Below are 25,080 nucleotides of genomic sequence, written 5' to 3' on the forward strand. Positions count from 1 at the left end.
ATATTTTCTACTACTCTGTAGCTCCAAGTGCTGGTGTACCGCTATAATTTCCTACATTAACTACAGGAACCGTAGCATTGTAAGTTTCGTTTAAAGCTCTAATAATATAATTAGCCATAATGGCATTTCCTCGTGGTGTTAAATGGATTCCGTCTAAAGAAAAAGCACCTCCCGTAGCAAAAGCAGAAGTTACCATTCCTCCGTCATAAGTAATTCCCCCATTTGCCAATTGCTCCATCATCGCATTCGCATCTACAAAAGCTAAATTTTTTGCCGTAGCTAAACCTTCTATTACGGCATTATATGCAGCAGTTGCTTGATTTACTATAGCTTGCTCTGTATTGGTAAGCACCCATTGATCGGTTAATGGGTAAGTTATTCCGTTTACTGAAAGTTGTGCTGCTATTTCCTGCGGAACATTCATGGCTAGTAACGCTTCTAGGTGCTCTTGATTAAGTTCGCCTATCACTCCTCTACTTGTTAACACCAATAAATCTTCTGGAGTAGCTTGTCGTGCTTGCCCATATTGCATTCCCATAAGTGTTGCAACGGTTTGATTTAAACCATTAGCCATTAATACTTGTGTTATTTCTGTAGAAAGGTCTGTTAAGTCTTCATCTTTAATAACAACGGGATTAGCAGCGGTTTCAGAGAACACGATACTACGTTCTGGAACGTTTAAATAGGCAAAAACATTATTCAACATTCCGTAGGTTTCATTAAGTTGTGGAATCATGGGTCCAAAAGAAGGGTTAGATGGATCTAATGGAGCATAAGGAACCGTAGTAAAATATGGTGTATACGCTACGTTTGGAATATTAATTAGTACACCACTTGTAGCCGATTGCATTAAGGCATCTACTTCTTGGCTATATACAGACGCAAATACGTTAGGATCTGTAATATCGTTAGCCCCATACGTTGAAGGGTCTAAATTCCCTGTTTGATCTGTTCCTGCACCACCTGAAGTAGCATAACTCAACACATCGTTATTTCCTATCCAAAGACTAAAAAAGCTTGGGTTTTGCTTTACAGCATCGCCAATAACTGTTGCATTTTCTGAAGAACGAAAACGAACAAAATATGGATTTGCCTTTCCTATAGCTAGATTAGCAGCATTACCATAACCTTCGAGCAGTAAGTGAAAACTCTTCGCTCCCGGAACTCCCATATTATTATAAGTTCCTGTTAAGGTTTGTGTTATCTCTGTAGAAGGTGCTCCTGCAATGTTTTTAGGCGTAGGGTTACCTTCTGCATCTACCCCTAGTACCAAACGTGTAGTTGCGATTACTTGACCGTCAAATAAGAGCCCTCCTAAGTTATCATTCATAAGTGGTTGTGTAAAATCTCCACCGCCTACATGTTTAAGTTGGTGCGCAACAATGTTAGGGAACGAATTTTCTTGTCCTTGTTTATAAAGAGCATTATCTGCATAGCCTGCTGTTAGTGAATTTCCTACAGAAACATAAGTAGAAAAATCTGCATCTCCATTAGAATAAAAGCCTTGATCTTCTACAGAATTTTCAAATTCTGGTTCACAAGAAAACATTCCGACAGCAATAACAGAGGCAATTGTATATTTAAAGTAATTTTTCATAATTATCTAAATGTTTTTATAAGTTAATAGTTACACCTAAACCTGGTAAAAAAGCATTACTCTTGTAAAGCCCTTCGAAAGTAACCTCTTGTCCATTTTCTTGATAGTGGTCGTAAGATTCTTCTACCTCCTTAAAGTGTAAGTAGGTAAAAGCAGCATCGATAGCTATTCTTGGGGTAATTTGGTAAGAAAGCCCTCCTGTATATCCCTGAGAATCATTACGAGGTGTTTCTGGTGCAAAATAACCACTTTGCACAGGCGTTTCGTCATAATACCAACCTGCTCTTAAGGTTAAGTTATCCATTGCTTGGTATTGTAAACCTAAACGATAGGTTGAAGCATTTTTATAATTACGTGGATTGATAGAATCTGGATATTCTTCTGGTGCAAAATTAATATCTAACGAGCTATAGGCACTCCATAAAGCTCGGTTATAATCAAATGCAAATAACCATTTATCGGTAAATTGATACGAAAGTCCTACTGTTATTTCTGCAGGCATAGGCATTTTTGCTCCAAAAGCTACTTTACCGTTTTGTACAGGTGCTAACGGAGAGTTAGGAACATTAGAAAATACAGCTTCTCCACTTTCTTCCTCTAGGATAATTTCTGAACGATAGTGAAATCCTAATCTAAAATCTTCGGTAGGGTTAAACATAAATCCGGCAGACCATCCCCAGCCGTTTACACCAGAGGCATCTATTTCTACATTAGAACGGTTTCCTTCTTCGTCTGTTAAGGTTCTGTTTAAGTTTCTGTTGAATTTTACACCTCCTGTTACAAAAATAGGTCCACCGCCTACACTAAAGTATTCTGACAACTTAAGCGATACTACCGGTTGAATGTAGATTGCTTGAAGATCTATAGTGTTTACTAAGTGAGACCCCGACCAATCTGTTGGGTATTCTACCGTACTTCCGTAAGGTGTATATACGCTTAAACCTAGTGTTAACCAATCTGTTGCTCGGTAAGAAGCATATAAATAAAACGGCGTACTAAACGGATTATCGGCCGCTATATGCTCGCCTGTTTGTGTATTCTGCCAACTAATATTGGAGATTACCCCAGTTACCCCTGCAGAAATATTAATTTTATTTTCTAAATATACTAGCCCTGCGGGATTAAAAAAGGCTAGTTCTGCATTATTAACAACGGCCACCCCTGTATGACCCATGGCTAGAGCTCTTTGCCCTTGTGTACTTACGCGATAACCTCCTGCATAGGAAACAGATACCGAAGAAATAAGCACTAAAAAAAGTAATATTTTTTTCATCATAGTTTTACGAATTTGTTACACATTTCCTTTATTAATTGGCAATAATAACATTATTACACCGATAAACTTACAAAATGTTATGCATACATAAGAGTTTTTAATCGGTTTTTTTCATAAACAGTATGGTTTTTTCAAAAAACTCCTTTGCTTTTTCTGCATGTACCCAATGTCCTGCTCCTTCAATTGGTTCTATTTCTGCATTGGGAAAATGTTTTAAAATCAAATCTTTGTCATTTTCTGTTATATAATTAGATTTTTTTCCGTTGATAAAAAGTGTTTTCCCCATGTACATCGCATCATCGCTAATAGAAGTTCCTATTTGCTCTATTTTTTCTTTCAAAACAGGCAAATTTATACGTAGAGCAAGTGTTTCTTTATCTTTCCAATATAAATTTTTTAACAAGAATTGCCGTACTCCCCAATCTGAAATATATGTAGCTAACAGTGTATCGGCATCTCCTCTATCGGTTAAGTGAGCTTTGTAAAGCGCCGTTAAGCCTTCTAAAATAGTTTGATGATGTGGTGGGTAATATTTAGGTGCGATATCGATAACCAGTAAAGCTTTAAGTAATTCGGGATATTTTACTGCAACTTGCATTGCTGTTTTCCCTCCCATAGAATGCCCTAATAGGTATATATTTTTTAGCTGATGTTGTTTACAGTAATCTACGACATCTGTAGCTAATATATCGTAATTAAATTCGGATGTATGTGGACTACGACCATGATTTCGTTGATCGATAAGGTGTACTTGGAAACCTTCTTTATTATACTTCTTCGCTAACGTTTTCCAATTATCGCCCATTCCTAAAAACCCATGTAAGATTAAAAGAGGTTGCCCCTTATCTCCTATAATATTAGAATGCAGCTTAATCATTATTTTAAAAATTTTAGGTATTGTTGTATCACATTTTCTAAGCCTTGATAAATCGCCTCTGAAATTAAGGCATGCCCAATAGAAACCTCATCTAAATAAGGCATATTCTTTTTAAAAAAAGCAATATTATCGAGCGATAAATCGTGCCCTGCATTTACCCCTAGGTTTAGTTTATGTGCTAATTCTGCACAGGCTGCGTAAGGTTTTACGGCACTTGTATCGCCTTTTGCAAAGGCTACGGCATAGGCTTCTGTATAAAGTTCTATTCTGTCTGCCCCCGTTTCTTTTGCTCCTTCTATTTGCGCTAAAACGGGATCTACAAAAATAGAAGTTCGTATTCCTTCTGCTTTAAAAGTTTTTATTACGTCCTGTAAAAACGTTTTGTTTTTTAGGGTATCCCAGCCCGCATTAGATGTAAGTACATCATCCCCATCTGGTACTAAAGTTACTTGTGTTGGCTTGTTTTTTAAGACTAATTCTATAAATTGCGGAATTGGGTTTCCTTCTATATTAAACTCGGTGGTAACTATAGGTTGTAAATCCTTTACATCTTGATAGGTTATATGTCTTTCATCTGGTCTAGGATGTACCGTTATGCCTTGTGCTCCATACGCTTCTGCGTTTGTTGCAGCCGTCACTACATTAGGTGTGTTTCCTCCTCTAGCATTTCTTAAGGTTGCTATTTTATTGATGTTTACGCTTAGTTTTGTCATCGTTAGAACTTTAAATTTAGACAAAAATACAAAGTACTTCTACCATTATATTTGTTATTTTAATTATTTTGCAAGAAAATATAAGCTTATGAGTATTGAGTCTTATGTAATAAACGATGTCAAAATCCAGGATATCAGTCAATCTATAGCCCATTTTCAAACTTTATTTAATGAGCTTACGTTAAGCCACATCCCTATAAAAGAGAAAAATAAATTTATTGGCTGTATTGCAGAAAACGATATACGCTGTTTTGAAGCGAACAAAAAATTAACCGATTATCGATATGCTATCGAGTATTTTAGCACCCATCCCGAAGAGCATTGGCTAGACTGCTATACGGCTTTTGCAAAAAACAATGCCAATATAATACCTGTTGTTACTAAAAACACTCAAACATATCTTGGGTATATTGAGCTACATGATATACTCGATATGTTTTACAATACATCATTTTTACATGAACCTGGTGCTATAATTATAATAGAAAAAGGCATTAAAGATTATTCTTTTAGCGAAATTTGTCAAATTGTAGAATCTGGACAAAACAAAATATTAGGAGCTATCGTAAATAAATTATCTAACGATACTGCACAAATTACTATTAAATTAAGTCCAGAAGGAATAAACGAGATACTACAAAACTTTAGAAGGTATAACTATAAAATTATCAGCTCACACCAAGAAGATGCGTTTTTAGAAAACCTGAAAGACCGCTCTAAATACCTTGACAAATATTTAAATATTTAATTACAAAAAACATTTCACGTGAAAGTAGCCATATACGGACAATTTTATCATGAAAACTCTGAAGTTTACCTACAAGAACTCTTTCAATTACTTAAAGAGTATAACATAGACACTTATGTAGAAAAAAACTTCTTTACCTCTATACAAAACAATCATAAGCTAAGACTTCCAGATTATAACTATCCAACTTTTATAAAACTTGATAACAGTTTCGACTTATTTTTCGGAATAGGTGGCGACGGTACGATTCTAAAAAGTGTTAGCTACGTAAAAGATTTAAACATCCCTATTGTTGGTATTAATACAGGACGGTTAGGCTTTCTTGCTTCCATCCATAAAAAAGAAATAAAAGCAGCCATACAGGCTATTATAAATAAAGAATACAATATTTCTCAACGCTCATTACTTAGCGTTGCAACATCACCTCAAAACAAACGTCTTTCCAACATAGGCTTTGCTTTAAATGAAATTGCAATAAGTAGAAAAAACACAACCTCGATGATCACCGTAGAAACATGGCTAAACGATAATTACCTCAGTGCATATTGGGCAGATGGGCTTATTATCTCTACACCCACTGGCTCTACAGGTTACTCGTTAAGTTGCGGCGGTCCAATTATAGAGCCCGCCACCAATGCCTTTGCCATTACCCCAATAGCACCGCATAACCTTAACGCCAGACCCCTGATTATCCCTGATAACACCGAGATTAAATTAAAAGTAATAAGCCGTGAAGATAAATTTTTAGCCTCGTTAGACGCTAAAACAACCAGTTTAAACACCAATACAACTATTAGTATTAAAAAAGCCAACTTTACTATTGGGCTAGTATTATTACACGAAGATAGTTTTATAAAAACCCTCAGAAAAAAACTTTTATGGGGAGAAGACAAAAGAAACAAACAATAAATAACTCATAAATTTGTTTATTAACAAATACAAAACATCTATATATTAAGGAAGTGAAAACTTAATTTTTATATTTGCAAACTTTTGAAAATCTATGAGGTATTTAATAACGCTAATAAGCATGACTCTTTTGGGGTATATATCACAAGCTCAAACCTATGAAGTTGGTCCTTTTTTAGGAGGTGCTAACTTTGTAGGCGATGTTGGTAAAACCAATTACATTTCCCCAAACACCCTTGTTGGAGGAGCTATATTTAAATGGAACAGAAGCGCCAGACATGCTTTTAGGTTTTCAATTTTACACACAAAGTTAAAAGCCAATGATGCCGATAGTGATGAACAACGCAGGCAACAAAGAGGCTTATCGTTTACTAACGGACTAACCGAGGCCTCTCTTGGATTAGAATATACATTTTGGGAATGGAACTTGCACAATTACAAGCCACAACTTACTCCTTACTTATACACAGGATTAACCGCTGCATTTACCAACCACATGCATATCAAAAACAACAAACTTACAACACACAGCAATAATACCACCATAGCAATACCTATGGTTATTGGTATTAAAGGCACCATTAATACAAAATGGGTTTTAGCCCTAGAAATAGGAGCTCGATATACATTTACCGATAATATAGACGGAAGCAACCCTAAAGAAATAAACGCAAAAGAAACATTCCCTTCCTTTGGGAACCCTAATACAAACGATTGGTATATCTTTACAGGAATTAGTTTAACTTACACCTTCGGAAGAAAACCCTGCTATTGTATATTTTAAATATGGATAAAGAAATAGATAAAAATAAACTCCCAAAACACATTGCTATCATCATGGATGGCAACGGAAGATGGGCTAAAAAACAAGGCTTACTCCGAGTAGCAGGACACGAGAAAGGAACAATCGCCGTTAGAGAAACCGTAGAAACCTGCGCAAAATTAGGCATCAAAAACCTTAGCCTCTATGCCTTTTCTACAGAAAATTGGAACCGACCAAAACTAGAAGTAAAAACATTAATGAAGCTTCTGGTTTCCTCACTTAAAAAAGAATTAAATACCCTCAACAAAAACAATATAAAGCTTAACGCTATAGGAAACCTAGAACGTCTTCCTAAAAAAGTTAAAGCCGAGCTAGAAGAAGTAATTCAAGCCACCCAAAACAACTCACACATGACGCTAACCCTGGCACTTAGCTATGGCGCACGCGAAGAATTGGTTTCCGCAATAAAAAACATTACTCAAAAAGTTAAAGAAAACACAATTACTTTAGAAGATATTTCGGAAAACACTATAGACAATTACCTTTACACACATAATATGCCTGATGTAGATTTACTCATCAGAACAAGCGGCGAACAACGCATAAGTAACTTTATGCTTTGGCAAATTGCTTACGCAGAATTATATTTTACCCCGATACTATGGCCAGATTTTAGAAAAGAAAACCTTTTTGAAGCCATTATCGATTATCAAAATAGAGAAAGAAGATTTGGAAAAACAAGCGAACAACTCAATTAATGCTTTAATGAATAATAAATTACTCATCATATGCTACTGCCTATTGCTAATAAGCAGCCTACACACAGCCTATGCACAAAACGATGTCCCTATTGCAAATGCTAAAGAATACACCCTTGGCGACATAAAAGTAATAGGAAACACCAGCTATAATGAACAAACCATTATTGCATTTACAGGATTAAAAAAAGGAGAAAAACTTTACATCCCTGGCGATCGCCTTAGCAATGTTATCCAAAAATTATGGGATTTAGGTTTATTTAGCGACATCAACTTCTACGTAAGTAAAATAGAAAACAACACCGCTCAATTAGAGTTAGAAATTGTAGAAGTTCCTGAACTCAACAAAACCGTTGTAAAAGGAATAAAAAAACCTAAAAAACAAGCTGCCTTTATAAAAGAACATAAACTAAAAAAAGGCACAAAAGTTACCGAAAACTTTATTGCTACCACCAAAAGTGGCATTGTAAACAAGTATAAAGAAAAAGGGTTTTTCAACACCGATGTAGACATCCAAACCGTCAATATAAAAGACACCACTACTGGAGAAAAACCTAAAGTAAACTTAATTTTAAATCTTGATAAAGGTCAAAAAGTAAAAATAAGTAAACTTAATATTGAAGGAAACGAAGTTTTTTCTGATGGCAAAATAAGACGTAAAATGAAAACCAAACGCAAAAACTTTTTGCGCTTTTGGAAACGCTCTAAATATACCGCAGAAGAATTTAAAGAAAGCAAAAAGAAAGTAGTAGATTTTTACAAATCTAAAGGATACAGAGACGCGCGTTTTACAAAAGATAGCATCTATAAAATAGACGATAAAAACATAGGATTAGATTTAGCCATCGAAGAAGGAGACAAATACTACTTTGGCGACATTTCTTTTTTAGGAAACAGCGTATACACCGACCAGCAATTACGTATGGTTTTAGGCATCGATAAAGGCGACGTTTACAACGGCGTGCTTTTAGACAAAAAAATAGCCGATAACACCAAACCAGATGCCGAAGATTTAACCAACTTGTACCAAAACAACGGGTATCTGTTCTCTCAAATAAACGCCGTAGAAACCAAAATTTATAACGATACCATAGATTTTGAAATCCGTATCCAAGAAGGAAAAATTGCTTATTTTGATAACATCACCGTTAAAGGTAACGACAGAACTCACGACCGTGTTATCTACAGAAACTTACGTACAAGACCTGGACAAAAATACAGCAAACAAGACGTTGTGAGAACCATAAGAGAATTAGGACAATTAGGCTTTTTTGATGCCGAACAACTTTCGCCAGAATTCAAAAACGTAAACCCACAAGCAGGAACCCTAGATTTAGAGTATAGTGTTGTAGAAAGCGGAGCTAGCCAAATTGAGCTTCAAGGAGGTTACGGCGGTGGCGGCTTTGTAGGTACTTTAGGATTATCGTTAAATAACTTTTCGCTTCGTGGAATTTTCGATAAAGACTCTTACAAACCATTACCTATGGGTGACGGGCAATCTTTATCGCTAAGAGCACAAGCTTCAAGTTATTACCAAACCTATAGTTTAACATTCTCTGAACCTTGGTTGGGAGGAAAAAAACCTATCCGATTAACCACATCGTTCTCACATACCAATCGTTATTACTACGATTTCTATAACCGTGATACAGACCGTAGCAGACGTTTTTTAATTACAGGAGGTTCTGTTGGTGTAGCTAAACGTCTAACCGTTCCAGATGATTATTTTACCTTATCTGCAGCCATTAGCTACCAGCATTATAAAATGGAAAACTACCAGATAGGTTTATTCAATTTCCCAGAAGGAACATCAAACAACCTAGCCCTAACAATAGGATTAAGTAGGGATAACACCTACACCAATCCTATTTATCCAATGGGAGGATCTAAATTTAGCATTACAGCAAAATTAACCCCGCCTTACTCTATGTTTAACGATGTAGATTATGCAGGCTTGGCAGACGACCCGAACTACCAAGATAAAGATGGTAACCCTGACCTTGCCAAAATAGACCAAAAGAAATACAACTGGCTAGAATATTATAAAATTAAATTTAACGGAGATTGGTACACCAACCTATTCGCTAAACTAGTATTACGTTCTAGTGTAGAATATGGTTTCCTTGGTTCTTACAATAAAGATAGAGGCGTACCTCCTTTCGAACGTTTCCTTTTAGGAGGAGATGGTTTATCTAACTTTACACTAGATGGAACAGAAAACATCCGTCTGCGTGGATACCGAAACAACACCCTTATCCCGAGAGATAGAGAGGTAACATCTTCAGCTTCTTATAATGACGGGGCAACAATTTACAACAAATACTCGTTAGAATTACGTTACCCAATAACATTAAAGCCTACTGCCTCTATTTATACCTTGGTATTTGCAGAAGGAGGGTCTACATTTGATAGTTTTAAAGATTTTAATCCATTTGAGTTAAATCGTTCTGCTGGATTTGGAATTCGTATCTTTATGCCTGCATTTGGGCTTTTAGGAATTGACTTTGGATATGGCTTTGACCCTATCCCAGGAACAAATTCTGGAGCAAATGGATGGGAAACACATTTTATTATTGGACAACAATTTTAGTACATTTGTGTTTGGCACAATATTTTCATTAACAACCTAAACTATGAAGAAATTAATTTTAATCATAATCGTAACTCTAAGCTTAAGCTTTCAAGCAGAAGCACAACGCGGCTTAAAAATAGGTTATGTTGACATGGATTACATTTTAGAAAATGTACCAGAATACCAACAAGCAAACCAACAATTAAGTAACCAAGTGCAAAAATGGAAAACCGCTTTAGAGAAAAAAATGCAAACTATTGCAGACCTTAAAGAAAGCTTAGACACCGAACGCGCCTTGCTTACAAGAGAATTGATAGAAGAACGCGAAGCAGAAATAAAATATGAAGAAGAACAAATGTCTAATTACCAACAAGAGAAATTTGGCCCTAACGGAGCTTTAATAACCCAAAAAAAACAGTTGTTACAGCCGGTGCAAGACCAAGTTTTTAATGCGGTACAAGAAATAGGATCTACAAGAGAATATGATTTTATTTATGAAAACTCTGCCGATGCATTAATGCTTTATTCTGCAAACAGACACGACATTAGCGACCAGGTTTTAAGAATGATAGAACGTTCTGCAAGAAAACAACGTGTAGATGACAGAAAAAATAAAAAAGCAGAAGAAGAAAAACCTAAAAAAGAAGTTTATAAATCTGTTACCAAAGCAAGAGAAGATGCCGAAGAAGAAAAAGAACGCACAGAAGAGCGAGAAGCTATTGTAAACAAAAGAGAACAAGAATTACAAGACAGAAAAAATAAAAGAGACTCATTGCGCCAAGCTAGAAAACGTGAGTTTGAAGAACGCCGAAACAAAATCTTACAAGAAAGACAACGCATGAGAGACTCATTACAAGAAGTAAGAAATAGAAATAAGTAATCAATAAAAATCAAATTTAATTAAACGAACAATGAAAAATTTCAAAACCTTTTTAATTGCCTTATCATTTGTATTTGCGGGAGCATTTACAGCACAAGCACAAGACTCTAAAGTAGCACACATAGCTACACAAGATTTAATTGAAGCTATGCCTTCTTACAAATCTGCAATGGCTCAATTAGAAAAACTTTCTAAAACTTACGAGTCTGAAATGCAAAACTTATACAAAGAAGCTCAAAGCAAAAACGAGCGCTACCAATCTGAAGCAAATTCTAAAACCGATGAAGAAAATGAGGCAAGAGCTTTAGAACTACAAGCTGATCAGCAAAAAATAATGCAATACAGACAAACAGCGCAACAAGAACTTGCCAAAAAAGAAGAAGAGCTTATTAAACCTGTATTAGAAAAAGCACGCCAAGCAATCCAAAAAGTGGCACGTGCAAAAGGTTATAGCTACGTATTAGACTCTACTACCGGAACTGGAGTTTTATTAGCAGACGGTTATAATTTAATGAACGATGTTAAAAAAGATTTAGGTATCTAATCCAACTTAAATTTCTTAAAATCTAAAAAGCACTTTGTATCTTTACAAAGTGCTTTGTTTTTTTATCACATCCATTTTTCGATAGAAAGTTTATCTTTTATTAGCCTATTGATAAAAAAATGAATATTTTCAATACCAAAGTTTATTTATGAATGCAACAGGAGCTATAGGAATTTTTGATTCGGGAGTTGGAGGCACTTCCATCTTTAAAGAAATACACCAATCCCTCCCGTTAGAATCCTGCATTTATTTGGCCGATAGCATTAATGCTCCTTATGGTCAAAAAAGCAAAGAAGAAATAATACGGCTAAGTAAAAAAAACACCGAGCTACTTATAAAAATGGGGTGTAAAATTATTGTTGTTGCTTGCAACACCGCTACAACAAATGCAATTACAGAACTCAGAGAAAGTTTTAACACCCCCATAATAGGCATAGAGCCCGCCATAAAACCAGCTGCATTATCTAGTCAGAAAAAAATAATAGGCATTTTAGCTACAAAAGGAACGCTTAGCAGCGAGTTATTTAGCAAAACTTCCGAGTTATATACCCAAGATGTAGAAGTGATAGAAGTGATAGGAAAAGGACTCGTAGAAGCTATAGAAGCAGGAAAAGAATATCACACAGAAACAAAAAAATTATTACGTTCACTTTTAGCTCCCATGCTAGCTAAAGAAATAGATTACCTTGTTTTGGGCTGTAGTCATTATCCTTATCTAATTCCTTTATTGCAAGAGATATTACCCCCAGAGGTAAAGATAATAGACTCTGGACAAGCTGTTGCGCAGCAAACCAAAAATATTTTAGCAACTTACCGAGCTTTAGTCTCAAAACCACAAAATGCCCCAAAATTCTACACCAATAAAGATGTACAATTGTTAAGGCATTTTGTTCCTAACCCAGAATTTGAAGTTAGTTATTTAGACTTTTAAAAAAATCCGTTTTAGTAATTAATTGCAGGGCAATTACAGTGGTAACGCTCGTTGCTCTTACCAAAATTAAATCCTAAAGTAATTTGGTGAAAACCAGAGTTACTTAACACTATAGAGTTTGCTTGATAGGTATAAGTGTACGCAAACATAAAATCTTTATAGTTTATCCCTATAAATGGTGTAATGTACTGTAATTTTTGATTATTTATAGTTGTTCCGTTTTCTGTATATTCTGCACCATCAAAACTTCTTCTGTAAGAAACTCCACCCCAAAGGCTACCAAAATCTGTTCCGTACATAGCTTTACCGTTAATGTCTAAATTTGTTTCGGTAGTTTCTTCCTTATACATTAACATTACCGAAGGGTCAAACGACCAATCCGAGCCAAATGGCGCAATAACATAACCTACAGACCCAATGTATTGACGCTGATTATCGGTCTCTAAATCATCAAATATTTCACGTTTCTGCGGAATAATATTCTTTACTGTAGCATGGGCATAAAACTCCATATAATAATAGGACATTCCAAAATCTACATTAAAATAAGAGTCTGAAAGCTCTGCCCCAGAAATAGCCGGATCATTAGGATTTACACCGCCTATTAAATTTGTTTCGTCTAATTTTTCTTGTTGCACACCTACGCTTAAACCAAATGATAATTGATTAAGATCTACACGATCTCTAGAAAGCAATAAGTGATACGCAAAAGTAGCATAAACCCCTTGCTGAGAAAAACGCCCATTACTATCGTTATACAAAATACCTCCTAGCCCTATATTATCGGCTACTCTACCATTAATACTTGCGGTTTCTAGCCCTGGAGCATCCTCTACATCAAACCATTGCCTTCTTCCTGTAAGGCGTATTTTACTACGCACCCCTGCTCCTGCCATTGACGGATGCAAAAGGTAAAGGTTATCGGTTAAATAATCTGAATATACGGGTATACCGCGTTCTTGCGAAAATGATATGCAAGGTAAACTTGCAAGAATAAGTATAAGAGTAGTCTTAAAAAATTTCATATGCGTTTGGGTTATCTCAACTCAGCTAAAATAATTCAAATATATATGTTAGCAAAATATTAACAAAATTACTCGACGTGAATTTAAAATATCTTTTTAACATAAAAAAGCTGCGTACTTAAAATCTAAATGCTTTCTTAAAATAAATAGTAAGCCGTAAATATATTCAAATTGTTATATTTCTTTTAGTATTTTTGCTAAAAAATTTATAACATGAGTAACTATTCTATCGATATAAAACACACAAATCGTAAAAATATTGTAAAATTCGAGGCAAATAAATTTCTTTTTAACGATGAAGCCTTCGAATTAAACAACATCGACGAGGCTAAAAACGCACCACTAGCCCAACAACTCTTCTATTTACCTTTCGTAAAAAAAGTGTACATGGCACAAAATTTTATTGCTGTAGAAAAGTATGACATTGTAGAATGGGATGCTGTAGAAGGTGAGCTGGCAGAACAAATACAAACTTATCTAAACGAAGGGAAACCTTTAATTATTAACCATAAGCCTTCGCAAAATGTTGCGGTTACGGTATATGCAGAAAGTACTCCTAACCCTGGGGTGATGAAATTTGTAGCCAACAAAAAGCTTGTTTTGCAAAGTTTTGAGTTTAAAAACATAGATGAAACTGCAATTTCACCTTTAGCACAAGCCTTATTTCACTTTCCTTTTATTAAAGAATTGTATTTTGATGAGAATTATATTTCTATCCAAAAATATGATATCGCAGAATGGAATGACATCACAATGGAGTTGAGAGAGTTTATCCGTAATTACATCCAAGAAGGTAAAACAATAATTGCCGAAGAAAAGCTAGAAGCCAATAAAAATAAAGCAGCAGAAACTAAAGTTAACATCGAAAATTTAGATGACACCTCTAAAGAGATTGTTGCTATTTTAGATGAATATGTAAAACCTGCTGTAGCAAACGATGGCGGAAACATTTTGTTTGATTCTTACAATCCAGAAACACAAACAGTAAAAGTAATTCTACAAGGTGCTTGTAGCGGCTGCCCATCTTCTACCATTACCTTAAAAAACGGTATAGAAACCATGTTACGCGATATGATGCAGGGCAAGGTAAACTATGTAGAGGCTGTAAATGGATAAGTAAATTACTCTTACAGGTAGTAAAAAGCATCTTGTCTATAAAAGAAAAGATGCTTTTTTTATTACACGCATTCCCTCTCCCCTAAAAGTAATTAGCTAAAAAAGCTGCCTTTTCAGGCAGCTTTTTTAAATTAAATCATCCTATTATAAATTTGTCAACTTTGTTTAAGTTAACGCAATTATTTTTTAGAAGGCTTTTTTTGCATCTTCATAATAATCTCTAAATAATTTTAATAGGCTTAAGGTTGCACTTATTAAATCTTTAGTTTCTAATAATAACCCAAAATAAAGTTTTGTGTTTTTCGGACTAGTTTCCGAGGTTCTAATTCGGTTAATTTGTTTTTGAATTAAGCCTGAAACCTTATCAAGAAGCCCTTCTTTTTCTTCAATAATTTTATTGATATTTTCAAACGAATGTGTTTGGAAAGTAGTGATTATCTCATTAAAAAGCACTTCCATTTCCCTATCTACACTCTTCAGATCTCTAATCTGATTAAATTTCAAGTTCTTATGGTTGTTGTTAACGTGCTTATAACTTGATTTTGTGATTTCTGATATGGCTTGTACCATTTCTTGTAAGTGATCTAGCACTAAGATATAGAATTTACTTGCTTCTACCGTATCATCTTCAAGCGATTTTATAAAGTAGAATATATTACCTTTAAGTTCATCTACATCGCTTTCTAATTTTTTAACTTTTCTGGCATCTTTCTTTAGTTTCCCTAAATCATGATACCCTAAATGATCTACCACACGGTTATAGCGTTTGCTAATACCATCTATTACATCTACAACATTTTCTGAAGTCTCTATGGTAATTTCATTAATTGTAATAATGTCACGGCGGTTAAACTTCTTCTTCTCTTTTTCTTCTTTCACCTTTTTAGAATGCAAAACTGCTCCTCTAACAACAAAGAATGTTCCTAAAGCTACCAGTATTACTACGGCGGTAATTCCGCCATACCAGATAATAGAAGCAAAAATAGCAGCTGCCACAAAGGCTACCAAGGCCGTTACAAACCATCCGCCTACTACATTAATTACACCTGCTACTCGGTAAACTGCACTTTCCCTATCCCAAGCCCTATCGGCTAAAGATGTACCCATTGCCACCATAAAAGTTACATAGGTGGTTGATAGTGGTAATTTTAAGTTTGTACCTATCGAGATAAGAATACTTGCTACAACAAGGTTTACAGAAGCTCTTACCATATCAAATGCAGGTGCATCTATACGTTTTTCTTTTACAAAATCTTCTTTTTTCTGAAACTTAGCTTCTATCTTATTTTTTACTTTTTTAGGAAGCAAAGAGCCTATAATATTTCCTGTAAAAATAGAGTACCGCACTATAATTCTAGATAAGTTATTAGGCTGAAATCGCTCCGCTCCGTCTCCTTGTCTAGATAGGTTTACACCCGTATCCACTACGGCTTTTGCCTTACTAGATACCCAAAGTGTAATTACCATAATGGCCCCTGCTATAACCAGTAAAAACTCTGGTGTTTCTACACTTCCTGCTAATCCATCCATCATTAACTCGTTAGGCGCTAAACCTGATGCTTGCCATATTCCTACCGATTGCCATGCCGCAATAGGCACTCCAATAAAGTTTACTAAATCGTTTCCTGCAAAAGCTAATGCCAATGCAAAAGTACCAATAACAATAATGGCTTTTAAGATATTAAGCTTAAAAACACTCATGGCTATTTGCGAAACAACCGTCCAAAAAATAAAGCTTCCTATTATAATTATCAAGGTTTGGTCGTTAACATAGTTTTTTATTTCTACAGGAATAAAGCCAATACTTTTCATTCCTTTTATAAAAATAAAATAGGTGATAGATGTAATTGAAAGCCCTCCAAAAACTGCTCCTACGTGTTTCATTTTTTTCTCATATTGGAAAGAAAACACCAATCGAGAAAGGTATTGCACCAAGGCACCTATGGAAAAGGCAATGATGACCGATAACAGTATTCCGATAATAATTTGGGTTGCTTTAGAAGTGTTTATATAGTAAATAAGCTCGCTAAAATCTGCCGAAGTATTGTAAAGTTTTATAACCGCAACACTTACCGCTGCTCCAAGCAACTCAAATACAATAGATACTGTTGTAGAAGTAGGTAAACCTAAAGAGTTAAAAAAGTCTAACAACAGTACATCTGTAAGCATAACCGCAGTAAAGATTACCATAATTTCTTCAAAGGTAAACTGTCCAGGTACAAAAATACCTTTTCGGGCTACTTCCATTAATCCGCTTGAAAAAATAGCACCAAAAGCAACTCCTAAACTTGCTACAATCATAATTGTTTTTAAAGAAACAGCACGAGATCCAATAGCTGAGTTCAAGAAATTTACTGCATCGTTACTCACCCCAACCACCAAATCTGTAATGGCTAGCGCGAATAAAAGTACAAGCATAACGATGTAAACATTTTCCATAAAATCTATATTTTTTAAGAAATGGCAAAAATCATATTTTAATACTATACTTAAAGTATTTCTATTGTTACCAAAACATTAAATTTACACATTGTGTTATTTTTTTTAACAACTTTTGTTTATGATAGCATTCTTTATTCCTATCCCTCTTATATTTTCTTAGCTTTGCAGGCATAATCATACCTTTTTGTGGTTAAAAATAAACTTTTTATGGAGAATTTTATTTCAATTCCAACACTAATTAAAAAATATTATCACCAGCTTCTAGATTTTATCCCGCATATTATTGCTGCTATTTTAATTTTAGTTGTAGGATTATGGCTTACAAGACTATTTATTAAGTACGTAAAAAAATACCTCGCACTAAAAGATTACGACCTTGCTTTTGAACAGTTTATTGTTTCTATTTTAAATATTATTTTAAAACTTGCTGTGTTTATTACTGCGGCATCTCAGCTTGGTATCCAAACCACATCGTTTATTGCCATTATAGGTTCGGCCACTCTAGCCATTGGACTTGCTTTACAAGGCTCGCTTTCTAATTTTGCTGGTGGTATTTTAATTATTATTCTTAAACCGTTTAAAATAGATGATTATGTAGAAGCTCAAGGGGTATTGGGTACGGTAAAAAGCATTTCGCTATTCTATACTAAAATTAAGACAGACGGAAACCAATTGGCTGTAATTCCTAATGGAATTCTCTCTAATAATAAAGTTATCAATTACACTTCCGAAGGAAAAAGGCGAGATAAAATTGCAATTAAAATTCCTTACAATGCAGATTTAAAATTAGCAAAAGATATTTTATTACAACTTCTTAATGAGCAAAAAAACATCCTAAAAACACCCGCCCCTAGGGTTTTATTAGAGTCTTTAGATGATAGCGTCATAAACTTATCTATACGTTATTGGGCTACTACAAAAAATTTCTGGGACTGCCATTGGTATACTATGGAACAAATAAAAATACGCCTAGACGAAGCTGGAATTAGCGCTCCAAACTCCTCGCACGATGTTTTTCTCTACAAACAAAACACACCACCAGAGTAATGCCTATTTTTTCTTAGGAGTAACCACAAAGTCTTTCAAGTAAAAAGGCTCAAAATAGGCAACATCCTCAAATAGGTGTTGCTTATATTTTTCTGAAGCAGCTACAGCCATATTCTTAGCCGAAGGCAATGCAGCTATATAATTAATCTTTTCTGATGAAGGAATAAAGGTTTTACATTTTTCATTTGCATTACCGATAAAACAAACCGAACTTCCCGAAGTTACATATTCCTTATAAGCATCTGCTGTTAATATTTTTGCTAAAGTATTTTCTAGCTTCTTATAAGTAGCATCGAAAACTGCGGTGTACACCTCCATCCTTCTAGCATCGAGCATCGGGATAATAAAATCGCCTACATCTACTTGAGCTCCTCTAGCTAAAACCTCCATGGTTTCAATCGCTATAAGCGGAATTGATAAACTATAACAAAGCCCCTTTGCTGCCGATACCCCTATACGCAAACCTGTATACGAACCTGGCCCTTTACTTACCGCAATAGCGTCAAGTTGCTGCAAGCTAAGTTTAGCATCTTGAAGTGCTTTTTCTATAAAAAGATGAAGCTTTTCTGCATGAGAATAACCATTTTCTGCATCTTCATACAAAGCAATAATGTTCTCGTTCTCACAAAGTGCCACAGAGCAATTGGTGGTAGTTGTTTCTAGCAGTAATATTTTTGCCACGCTAATTGTTTTATGATATGCGACCTAAAGTTGAATATCTTCTGGATTAATGCCGAAATATAACTCGAGTAATTTTAATTTAAAAATATAATCGAATTTTGCTCGAATAAGATTGCTCTCTGCATTGGTTAGCCTAAATTTAGACTGACTGAAATCAAAGGCGTTAATAAGCCCAACATCGTATCTATCTTTAGCATATTGGTAAGCTTGCTGTTGTGCTTTTACTGCTTTGGTAGCTGCTTCGAATGATTTTGCGGATCCTTGTGCATCTACATAAGCTTGGTAAATATCAGATTCTAAATCTAGCGTTGCCTGCTCTAGTTTATATTTTGCACGCTCGGCATTTATCTTGCTACGTTTTACCGAATTGCGTGTAGAAAACCCGTTAAAAATAGGTACATTTAGTTGAACCCCGTAAGATATCCCATCGTTTAGAGACAATTGATCGAAAAAAGGTTTAGGAGAAACCTCTTCTACCAAATAATTAGGAGCTACTACGGTTTGTCCTGTTGTTTCCACTACCCCTATCGGCATTGTTGGTTGGGCAGGGTCTATCCCCGATTGTAGGATTTGGTTAGCTCCAGACTCTCGTGTATTGTAATTGAAAAAAGCCTGTAAGCTTGGCCAGTAGTTTCCTTTTGCTAAGGCTATATCTTTTTCGGCAACCGCTACATTAGATTCGGCAATTTTTATCTCATAACGGTTTTGTTTTGCTATTTCTATAATTTCCTGAGGTGTTTTCTCTAAGATAAGCGCCATTGGAACTTCGTAAGTTTGGTCTGGAATATCAAATGAGCTATAATTTTCTATCCTTAATAGTTGAGCTAAATTGATGAGTGCTATTCTTATATTGTTTTCTGCATTGATAATTTGCTGCTGCTCATCTGCATTAGTCGCTTCTATTTCTAGGATATCACCCTGAGGAAGTGTTCCTGCATCAATTAAATCTTGTGTTCGCTTATATTGTGATAACGTTACATTATTCTGCTCGGTAAGCACGGCTAAAGTTTGTTTGTTTATTAAAACTTCTAGGTAAGCGTTTATTACAAAAAGAGCAATATCGTTTTCCATTTTATCTAAAGAATATTGGCTAGATAATTGACTTAATTTTGCACGTTGTAATTGCCTTAAGTTAACCAGCCCTTTAAATAAATCTACTCCTGCGGTTACTCCTAAAGATAAATTACGTGTGGTTTGAGTTTGTAAAATACCTGTAGTTATATTTTGTGTTAACCCTGTATTCCATGAGTTGGTTGCTTGCCCGTTAACCGATGGTAAATAATTAGATTTTGCTTGTAAAACATCTACCTCCATCAACTCTAAATCCAGCTGCGCATCTTTTATAGAGATGTTATGTTTTAAAGCATGAGCAATACATTCTTCTAACGACCATAAAGTACTTTTTTCTTGCGCATAAAGATTGCCCTTCCCTATATTAAGGAGAAAAAAAGCAGTTAGAACTATGATAAAACGAGTATAATTCATTACTAAAGTAAAGCTTAATTTATTAATATTTTATTGAGGTTTTGTAAAGCTTGTAGGTTTTACAATAGGGTTCCAGATTTTAATTTCATCATTTTTAGAAACCCCTTCTTTTATTTCTACATAAATGCCATCGCTTACACCCAAAACAACATCTTTACGGATAAAGTTTTGTTCGTTTCCTTTCTTAATTTCTACATAAGGCGTATTTGTTTTTTCATCAAATTGCAATAACGATTCTTTTACGGCTAAGACATTATCTGCACGATCTAAAATAATAGAAGCATTTGCGCTTAATCCTGCACGTATAAACGTTTTTTCTGGATTTTCTAGTGTTCCCTCTATTTCAAATTGCACAGCTCCATTCTCATCTATTCCTTTTGGAGCAATATAATCTAATACGGCTTTAAATTTTTTATTCTCGATGGCTCCAACTGTAATTTCTAACGGAAGTCCCTCGGTTATTTTGCCAACTTCAGACTCATCTACTTTTCCTTTAAAAATCATTTTATCAACATTTGCTAAAGTCGCTATGGTTGTCCCTTCGTTAAAATTGTTAGCTTCGATAACCTGGTTTCCTTCTTTTACAGGCACATCTAGAACCATACCCGAAATGGTAGAGCGAATCTTAGTATTGGCAGCAGTTCCTACTCCGCTTGTGGTACCGGTTTTTATAATCTCATAGGTTTGCTTTGCTGCAGAATAAGTTTGTTTTGCTTGATCGAAAGCAACTTGTGCTTGGTCAAAATCGTTTGCAGAAATCACGCCTTTATCGTATAATTCTTTTTGTCGGTTATACATTCTCTCCTCGTTATCTAAAGCAATTTTGGCAGTTGATATTTGATTTTTTGCATTGGCTAAATTAGATACATTAGGCACCACTTTTAGTTCTGCAATCAAATCGTTTACGGCAATGGTATCGCCTGCTTTTATGTATATACGGTTTATAATACCTGAAATATTAGGTTTAATAAGAATCTCCTCCTTAGGCACGATATTCCCTGTAGCAACGGTCTGTTTTACAATATCCTTTTCCGAGGGTTTTTCGGTTTTATAAACCACTGGACTTTCTTGATTTTTCTTGTATAGGTAGAACATAGCCCCCACAAAAACAACAAGGATAAGCACTAGTATACTAATAGTAAAGGTTCGTTTCATTATGTAATGTATTATATTATTCTGTTCTTAATGCGTCTACAGGTTTTACTTTTATAGCATTTTGTGCTGGAATTAAACCTGCTAAAATTCCAGAAACAACTAAAATTAATAATGCTATTGCAATTACGCCTATATTTACTGTTGGATTGGCAAACATGATATCTGCCGAAGCCATATTATCTAACATAAAATTAGCCAACATTAACACTCCTGTGGCAAAAACAATCCCTACCATTCCTGAAATAATAGTTAGAAACACAGATTCTAATAAAATTTGACTTCGAATTGTCCACGGGGTTGCTCCTAATGCTCTGCGAATGCCTATTTCTTTTGTACGTTCTTTTACTACGATAAGCATAATATTACTAATCCCAATAACTCCTGAAAGCAATACCAAAATACCAACTCCAAAGGCAATAATGTTTAATGCCAAAAACAAGCCTTGTATTTTTTTAAATTCCTTATATAAATCGAAATTTCCTACGGCTCTATCATCGCTAGGGTCTATGGTGTGCCGTTGTTTTATAATATCAAATACTTGTGTTTTTAAATCGGTTATCGAGTTTTTATTATCGGCGGTAATCACCATCCAATCTACATTATTTGCACGGTTAAAGGCTTGCGAAAAGGCTGAAAATGGCACATAAATTTCTTTTTGTGCTTCTTCTGCATTTTGCCCTCCATTGCCTTTTTTGGCAAAAGTTCCTATTACTTGAAAGTTAACACCGTTTATCTTGATATAATCTCCTAAAGCTTTTTCATCTTTATCAAACAAGGTTGTTTTAACCGTTTGCCCTATTACAGCTACTTTTCTTTTTTGGTCGATATCATTGTAGTTTAGAAATCGTCCAGATGTAATATCCATGGGTTGTTGCCTAATAATTTCTGGGTAATCTCCATAAACATTAAACGCTCCTGTTTTTAAACCTCTAACCACATTGTTATTCCCCCCGAAGCCTCCTAACTGGTTTCTTGGTGAAACATATTTTAAGCCTTCAATTTCTGTTTTTAAAGCCGCTACATCTTCAATTTTAAAATTATAAAATCTCCCTTTAGGCATACCTTTGTAAGGTTTAGAGGTATTTTGAGCCCACATAAACATTGTATTGGTAGCCAAACCTCCAAAGCCTTTTTTAATTCCGTTTTCTAGGCCCGTTCCTGCAGCTAATAATATTACCAGAATAAAAATACCCCATACCACACCTAATGCCGTAAGAATAGTTCTTACCCAATTGGCACTAAGCGATTCTATTATTTCTTCCCATTTATCTCTAGTAAACATATTATTCGTCTCTTAAGGCTACAATAGGTTTAATTCTGGCCGCTCTTCTTGCTGGAAAAAAGCCAGCAATTCCTCCTGCTACAATAAGCACAATTACAGTGCTTAAAGCGACATTAAAATTTACTGTAGGATTTACAATAAAATCTGTTTGAATGTATGGCCCTATTAATTCTAACAGCAACATGCTTGTTATTAATCCTAAAAAACCTGCAATAGCGGTTACAAAAATAGATTCTTGCAAAACCATTCCTATAATAGAAATAGGACGAGCTCCTAGTGCTTTTCTAATTCCTATTTCTTTAGTGCGTTCTTTTACGATAATCAGCATAATATTACTTACCCCTACTACGCCTGCAAATATTGTTGCTATCCCTACCCACCAAAAAAAGGTTTTTATAATAAATATTAGGTCATAAATCTGTTTTGCGTGTTCTAGCGAGTTACTTACATTAATTGCACTTTCATCTTCTGGAGCTACAGTGTGTTTTTGCTTAAGCTGCTGTTCTATATTTTTAATAAAGCTTTGTGAGGTAGCTAAGGCTGCTTCAAAATTTTCTTCTTGAGGAAGCGTAAACGATAAATTATCTATATTATTCCCACCGCTAAATACTTGTTGAGTTGTTGATATGGGTAAAAACACCCTAGATTCCTCTCGTTCTCCTCCTGGATCTGTGTATACGCCTACTACTATAAAATTAATTCCGCTAATTTCTATTCTTTCGCCCAGTACTTCTTCCTTATCTTTAAAAATATCTGTTTTTACCTTATTCCCAATAACGGCTACTTTTCTTTTATCTTGAAAATCTAGGTGATTGATAAATCTCCCATCCAACATTTCTGCATTTTCAAGAAATTGATAATCTGGTAAAACACCCTCTACCCTATAATTTCCCGATTCTTTTCCATAAGAAACTAAGCCTCCCCATATTCTATATAAAGGTGATTTATAAGCAAGCTGATCTGAGTATTTTTGTGCTGCTAAAGTATAGTCGCTATTTTTAAACTGAATTCTTCTATTAGGGTTTAAACCTTTATATTCTATGGCAGTTACTCCTGGCCAAATTGATATTCGGTTAGCGGCATCTCGCTGAAATTGCTTCTGAATTCCATTTTGCATTCCTTGCCCAAAACCCAATAGAATTACCATGATAAAAATTCCCGAGGCCACCGAAAGCCCTGTTAGAAAAGTACGCAATTTATTTTTACGTATAGTATCAAATATTTCTTCCCAACGGTCTAAATCAAACATGTGCTAATGCCCTTACTTGTTTTACAGGTTTATCGTCGATAATTACACCATCTTTCAAGTGTACGATGCGTTTTGTCATCTGCGCAATATCTTCCTCGTGAGTAACAATAAGGATGGTTTTTCCCTCATCGTTAATTTCTTGTATAAGGTTCATCACCTCATAAGAGGTTTTGGTATCCAAGGCTCCTGTAGGTTCATCTGCGAGCAACACCTTAGGCTCGCTCGCTAATGCCCTTGCAATGGCTACCCTTTGTTTTTGCCCGCCAGAAAGCTCGTTAGGTAAATGTGTTGCCCATTGTGCCAAGCCTACTTTTTCTAAGTAAGCATATGCACGCTCGGTGCGTTCTTTTTTCCCTATTCCTTGATAATACAAAGGTAAAGCCACATTATCCAGGGCGGTTTTATAGTTTATTAAATTAAAAGATTGGAAGATAAATCCTAAAAATTTATTGCGATATTTTGCCGCAATTTTTTCGTTTAGATTTTTTATAGGAACATCATCAAGCGTATAAGAACCTTCGTCTGCTTCGTCCAACATTCCTAAAATGTTAAGCAATGTAGACTTTCCTGAGCCCGAAGAACCCATGATGGCAACAAGCTCGCCTTCTTTTACAGAAAAATCTATCCCTTTAAGAACGTGTAATGCATTAGTTCCCGTCCGGTATGACTTGTGAAGATTTTTTATTTCTATCATAACCTAAATTTAGTATACGCTATATTAATATGACTCTTTTATTATGGAATCGTTACAGCAATTTAGGCTTTTTTTAGCTTTTATATAAAAAGTCAGGCTTTTTTATTTCTCTTTTTCATTTCTCGCCATACAAAAATACCTAATCCTCCCATTAGCAAGTAAGGAAATATCATGAGGTAAACAATTCCATCATTAATTGCTTCTGCTGCATTCCCATCGGCTTGTGTTTCTAAAACGGCTCTACACATTGCACATTGAGCCTGCGTTAATAAAGGTAAAAAACCTAAAACAACGAACAAGACACTTTTTTTTCCTATATTTCTCATAATTATTATA

The 25,080-nt window shown here is 35.0% G+C and carries 23 protein-coding genes; 10 read left to right on the forward strand and 13 right to left on the reverse strand.

Annotation, left to right across the window (positions count from 1 at the left end; all coding sequences use genetic code 11):
- Positions 1-10: 10 nt before the first annotated feature.
- From GGR32_RS05110 to GGR32_RS05125, 4 genes are all read right to left on the reverse strand, one after another.
- Positions 11-1,597, reverse strand: coding sequence for an SGNH/GDSL hydrolase family protein (locus GGR32_RS05110; protein ID WP_183477111.1), 1,587 nt, complete (start codon positions 1,595-1,597; stop codon positions 11-13).
- A gap of 16 nt (positions 1,598-1,613) precedes the next feature.
- On the reverse strand, positions 1,614-2,870 hold the full coding sequence (locus GGR32_RS05115; protein ID WP_183477173.1) for an OmpP1/FadL family transporter: 1,257 nt from the start codon (positions 2,868-2,870) through the stop codon (positions 1,614-1,616).
- 100 nt (positions 2,871-2,970) lie between these two features.
- Entirely contained in the window at positions 2,971-3,747 is a 777-nt protein-coding gene (locus GGR32_RS05120) for an alpha/beta fold hydrolase (protein ID WP_425487750.1), read from the reverse strand.
- Positions 3,748-3,749: 2 nt separating this feature from the next.
- Entirely contained in the window at positions 3,750-4,463 is a 714-nt protein-coding gene (locus GGR32_RS05125; protein WP_183477113.1) for a pyridoxine 5'-phosphate synthase, read from the reverse strand.
- Between the two features lie 88 nt (positions 4,464-4,551).
- On the opposite strand from GGR32_RS05125, the gene GGR32_RS05130 reads away from it, so the two are divergent.
- From GGR32_RS05130 to murI, 8 genes are all read left to right on the forward strand, one after another.
- A complete protein-coding gene (locus GGR32_RS05130; RefSeq protein WP_183477114.1) occupies positions 4,552-5,211 on the forward strand; it encodes a CBS domain-containing protein in 660 nt (219 codons plus the stop codon).
- A gap of 18 nt (positions 5,212-5,229) precedes the next feature.
- Complete coding sequence (locus GGR32_RS05135; RefSeq protein ID WP_183477115.1) at positions 5,230-6,120, forward strand: NAD kinase; 891 nt, start codon at positions 5,230-5,232, stop codon at positions 6,118-6,120.
- A 94-nt stretch (positions 6,121-6,214) separates the two neighbouring features.
- Positions 6,215-6,904: a type IX secretion system protein PorG gene (gene porG, locus GGR32_RS05140; protein WP_183477116.1), complete on the forward strand. Its 690-nt coding sequence runs from the start codon at positions 6,215-6,217 to the stop codon at positions 6,902-6,904.
- A 2-nt stretch (positions 6,905-6,906) separates the two neighbouring features.
- Entirely contained in the window at positions 6,907-7,641 is a 735-nt protein-coding gene (uppS, locus tag GGR32_RS05145; RefSeq protein ID WP_183477117.1) for an undecaprenyl pyrophosphate synthase, read from the forward strand.
- Positions 7,574-10,231, forward strand: coding sequence for a BamA/OMP85 family outer membrane protein (locus GGR32_RS05150; protein ID WP_425487748.1), 2,658 nt, complete (start codon positions 7,574-7,576; stop codon positions 10,229-10,231). Before uppS ends, GGR32_RS05150 begins: the two co-directional genes overlap by 68 nt.
- A 43-nt stretch (positions 10,232-10,274) precedes the next feature.
- A complete protein-coding gene (locus GGR32_RS05155; protein ID WP_183477118.1) occupies positions 10,275-11,093 on the forward strand; it encodes an OmpH/Skp family outer membrane protein in 819 nt (272 codons plus the stop codon).
- Between the two features lie 31 nt (positions 11,094-11,124).
- On the forward strand, positions 11,125-11,637 hold the full coding sequence (locus GGR32_RS05160) for an OmpH/Skp family outer membrane protein (protein ID WP_183477119.1): 513 nt from the start codon (positions 11,125-11,127) through the stop codon (positions 11,635-11,637).
- Between the two features lie 148 nt (positions 11,638-11,785).
- Entirely contained in the window at positions 11,786-12,568 is a 783-nt protein-coding gene (murI, locus tag GGR32_RS05165) for a glutamate racemase (RefSeq protein ID WP_183477120.1), read from the forward strand.
- Between the two features lie 11 nt (positions 12,569-12,579).
- On the opposite strand, the gene GGR32_RS05170 is transcribed toward murI, so the two are convergent.
- The gene (locus GGR32_RS05170; RefSeq protein WP_183477121.1) at positions 12,580-13,593 is read right to left on the reverse strand and encodes a PorP/SprF family type IX secretion system membrane protein; all 1,014 of its coding nucleotides are present in this window, start codon (positions 13,591-13,593) and stop codon (positions 12,580-12,582) included.
- Between the two features lie 213 nt (positions 13,594-13,806).
- Between GGR32_RS05170 and GGR32_RS05175 the strand changes: the two genes are divergently transcribed.
- Positions 13,807-14,709 (forward strand): NifU family protein, encoded by a 903-nt coding sequence (locus tag GGR32_RS05175; protein WP_183477122.1) that lies wholly within the window; start codon positions 13,807-13,809, stop codon positions 14,707-14,709.
- Between the two features lie 186 nt (positions 14,710-14,895).
- Here the strand turns inward: GGR32_RS05175 and GGR32_RS05180 are convergent, their stop codons facing one another.
- On the reverse strand, positions 14,896-17,148 hold the full coding sequence (locus GGR32_RS05180) for an inorganic phosphate transporter (protein ID WP_183477123.1): 2,253 nt from the start codon (positions 17,146-17,148) through the stop codon (positions 14,896-14,898).
- Between the two features lie 210 nt (positions 17,149-17,358).
- On the opposite strand from GGR32_RS05180, the gene GGR32_RS05185 reads away from it, so the two are divergent.
- Positions 17,359-18,198: a mechanosensitive ion channel family protein gene (locus tag GGR32_RS05185; protein ID WP_183477124.1), complete on the forward strand. Its 840-nt coding sequence runs from the start codon at positions 17,359-17,361 to the stop codon at positions 18,196-18,198.
- A 3-nt stretch (positions 18,199-18,201) separates the two neighbouring features.
- Here the strand turns inward: GGR32_RS05185 and tsaB are convergent, their stop codons facing one another.
- The 7 genes from tsaB to GGR32_RS05220 form a co-directional block, all read right to left on the reverse strand.
- A complete protein-coding gene (gene tsaB, locus GGR32_RS05190; protein WP_183477125.1) occupies positions 18,202-18,879 on the reverse strand; it encodes a tRNA (adenosine(37)-N6)-threonylcarbamoyltransferase complex dimerization subunit type 1 TsaB in 678 nt (225 codons plus the stop codon).
- 24 nt (positions 18,880-18,903) lie between these two features.
- A complete protein-coding gene (locus tag GGR32_RS05195) occupies positions 18,904-20,364 on the reverse strand; it encodes a TolC family protein (protein WP_183477126.1) in 1,461 nt (486 codons plus the stop codon).
- A 30-nt stretch (positions 20,365-20,394) separates the two neighbouring features.
- Positions 20,395-21,519: an efflux RND transporter periplasmic adaptor subunit gene (locus GGR32_RS05200; RefSeq protein ID WP_183477127.1), complete on the reverse strand. Its 1,125-nt coding sequence runs from the start codon at positions 21,517-21,519 to the stop codon at positions 20,395-20,397.
- 16 nt (positions 21,520-21,535) lie between these two features.
- Positions 21,536-22,801, reverse strand: coding sequence for an ABC transporter permease (locus GGR32_RS05205; RefSeq protein ID WP_183477128.1), 1,266 nt, complete (start codon positions 22,799-22,801; stop codon positions 21,536-21,538).
- 1 nt (position 22,802) lies between these two features.
- A complete protein-coding gene (locus GGR32_RS05210; protein WP_183477129.1) occupies positions 22,803-24,050 on the reverse strand; it encodes an ABC transporter permease in 1,248 nt (415 codons plus the stop codon).
- Positions 24,043-24,744 carry an ABC transporter ATP-binding protein gene (locus tag GGR32_RS05215; protein ID WP_183477130.1) on the reverse strand — a complete coding sequence of 234 codons (702 nt, stop codon included), beginning with the start codon at positions 24,742-24,744 and terminating at the stop codon, positions 24,043-24,045. The genes GGR32_RS05210 and GGR32_RS05215 overlap by 8 nt, the downstream gene beginning before the upstream one ends.
- 92 nt (positions 24,745-24,836) lie before the next feature.
- Positions 24,837-25,070 (reverse strand): hypothetical protein, encoded by a 234-nt coding sequence (locus GGR32_RS05220; protein WP_183477131.1) that lies wholly within the window; start codon positions 25,068-25,070, stop codon positions 24,837-24,839.
- Positions 25,071-25,080 lie beyond the last annotated feature (10 nt).

The organism is Mesonia hippocampi (genome assembly GCF_014197445.1).
GTDB classification, from domain to species: Bacteria; Bacteroidota; Bacteroidia; order Flavobacteriales; family Flavobacteriaceae; genus Mesonia; species Mesonia hippocampi.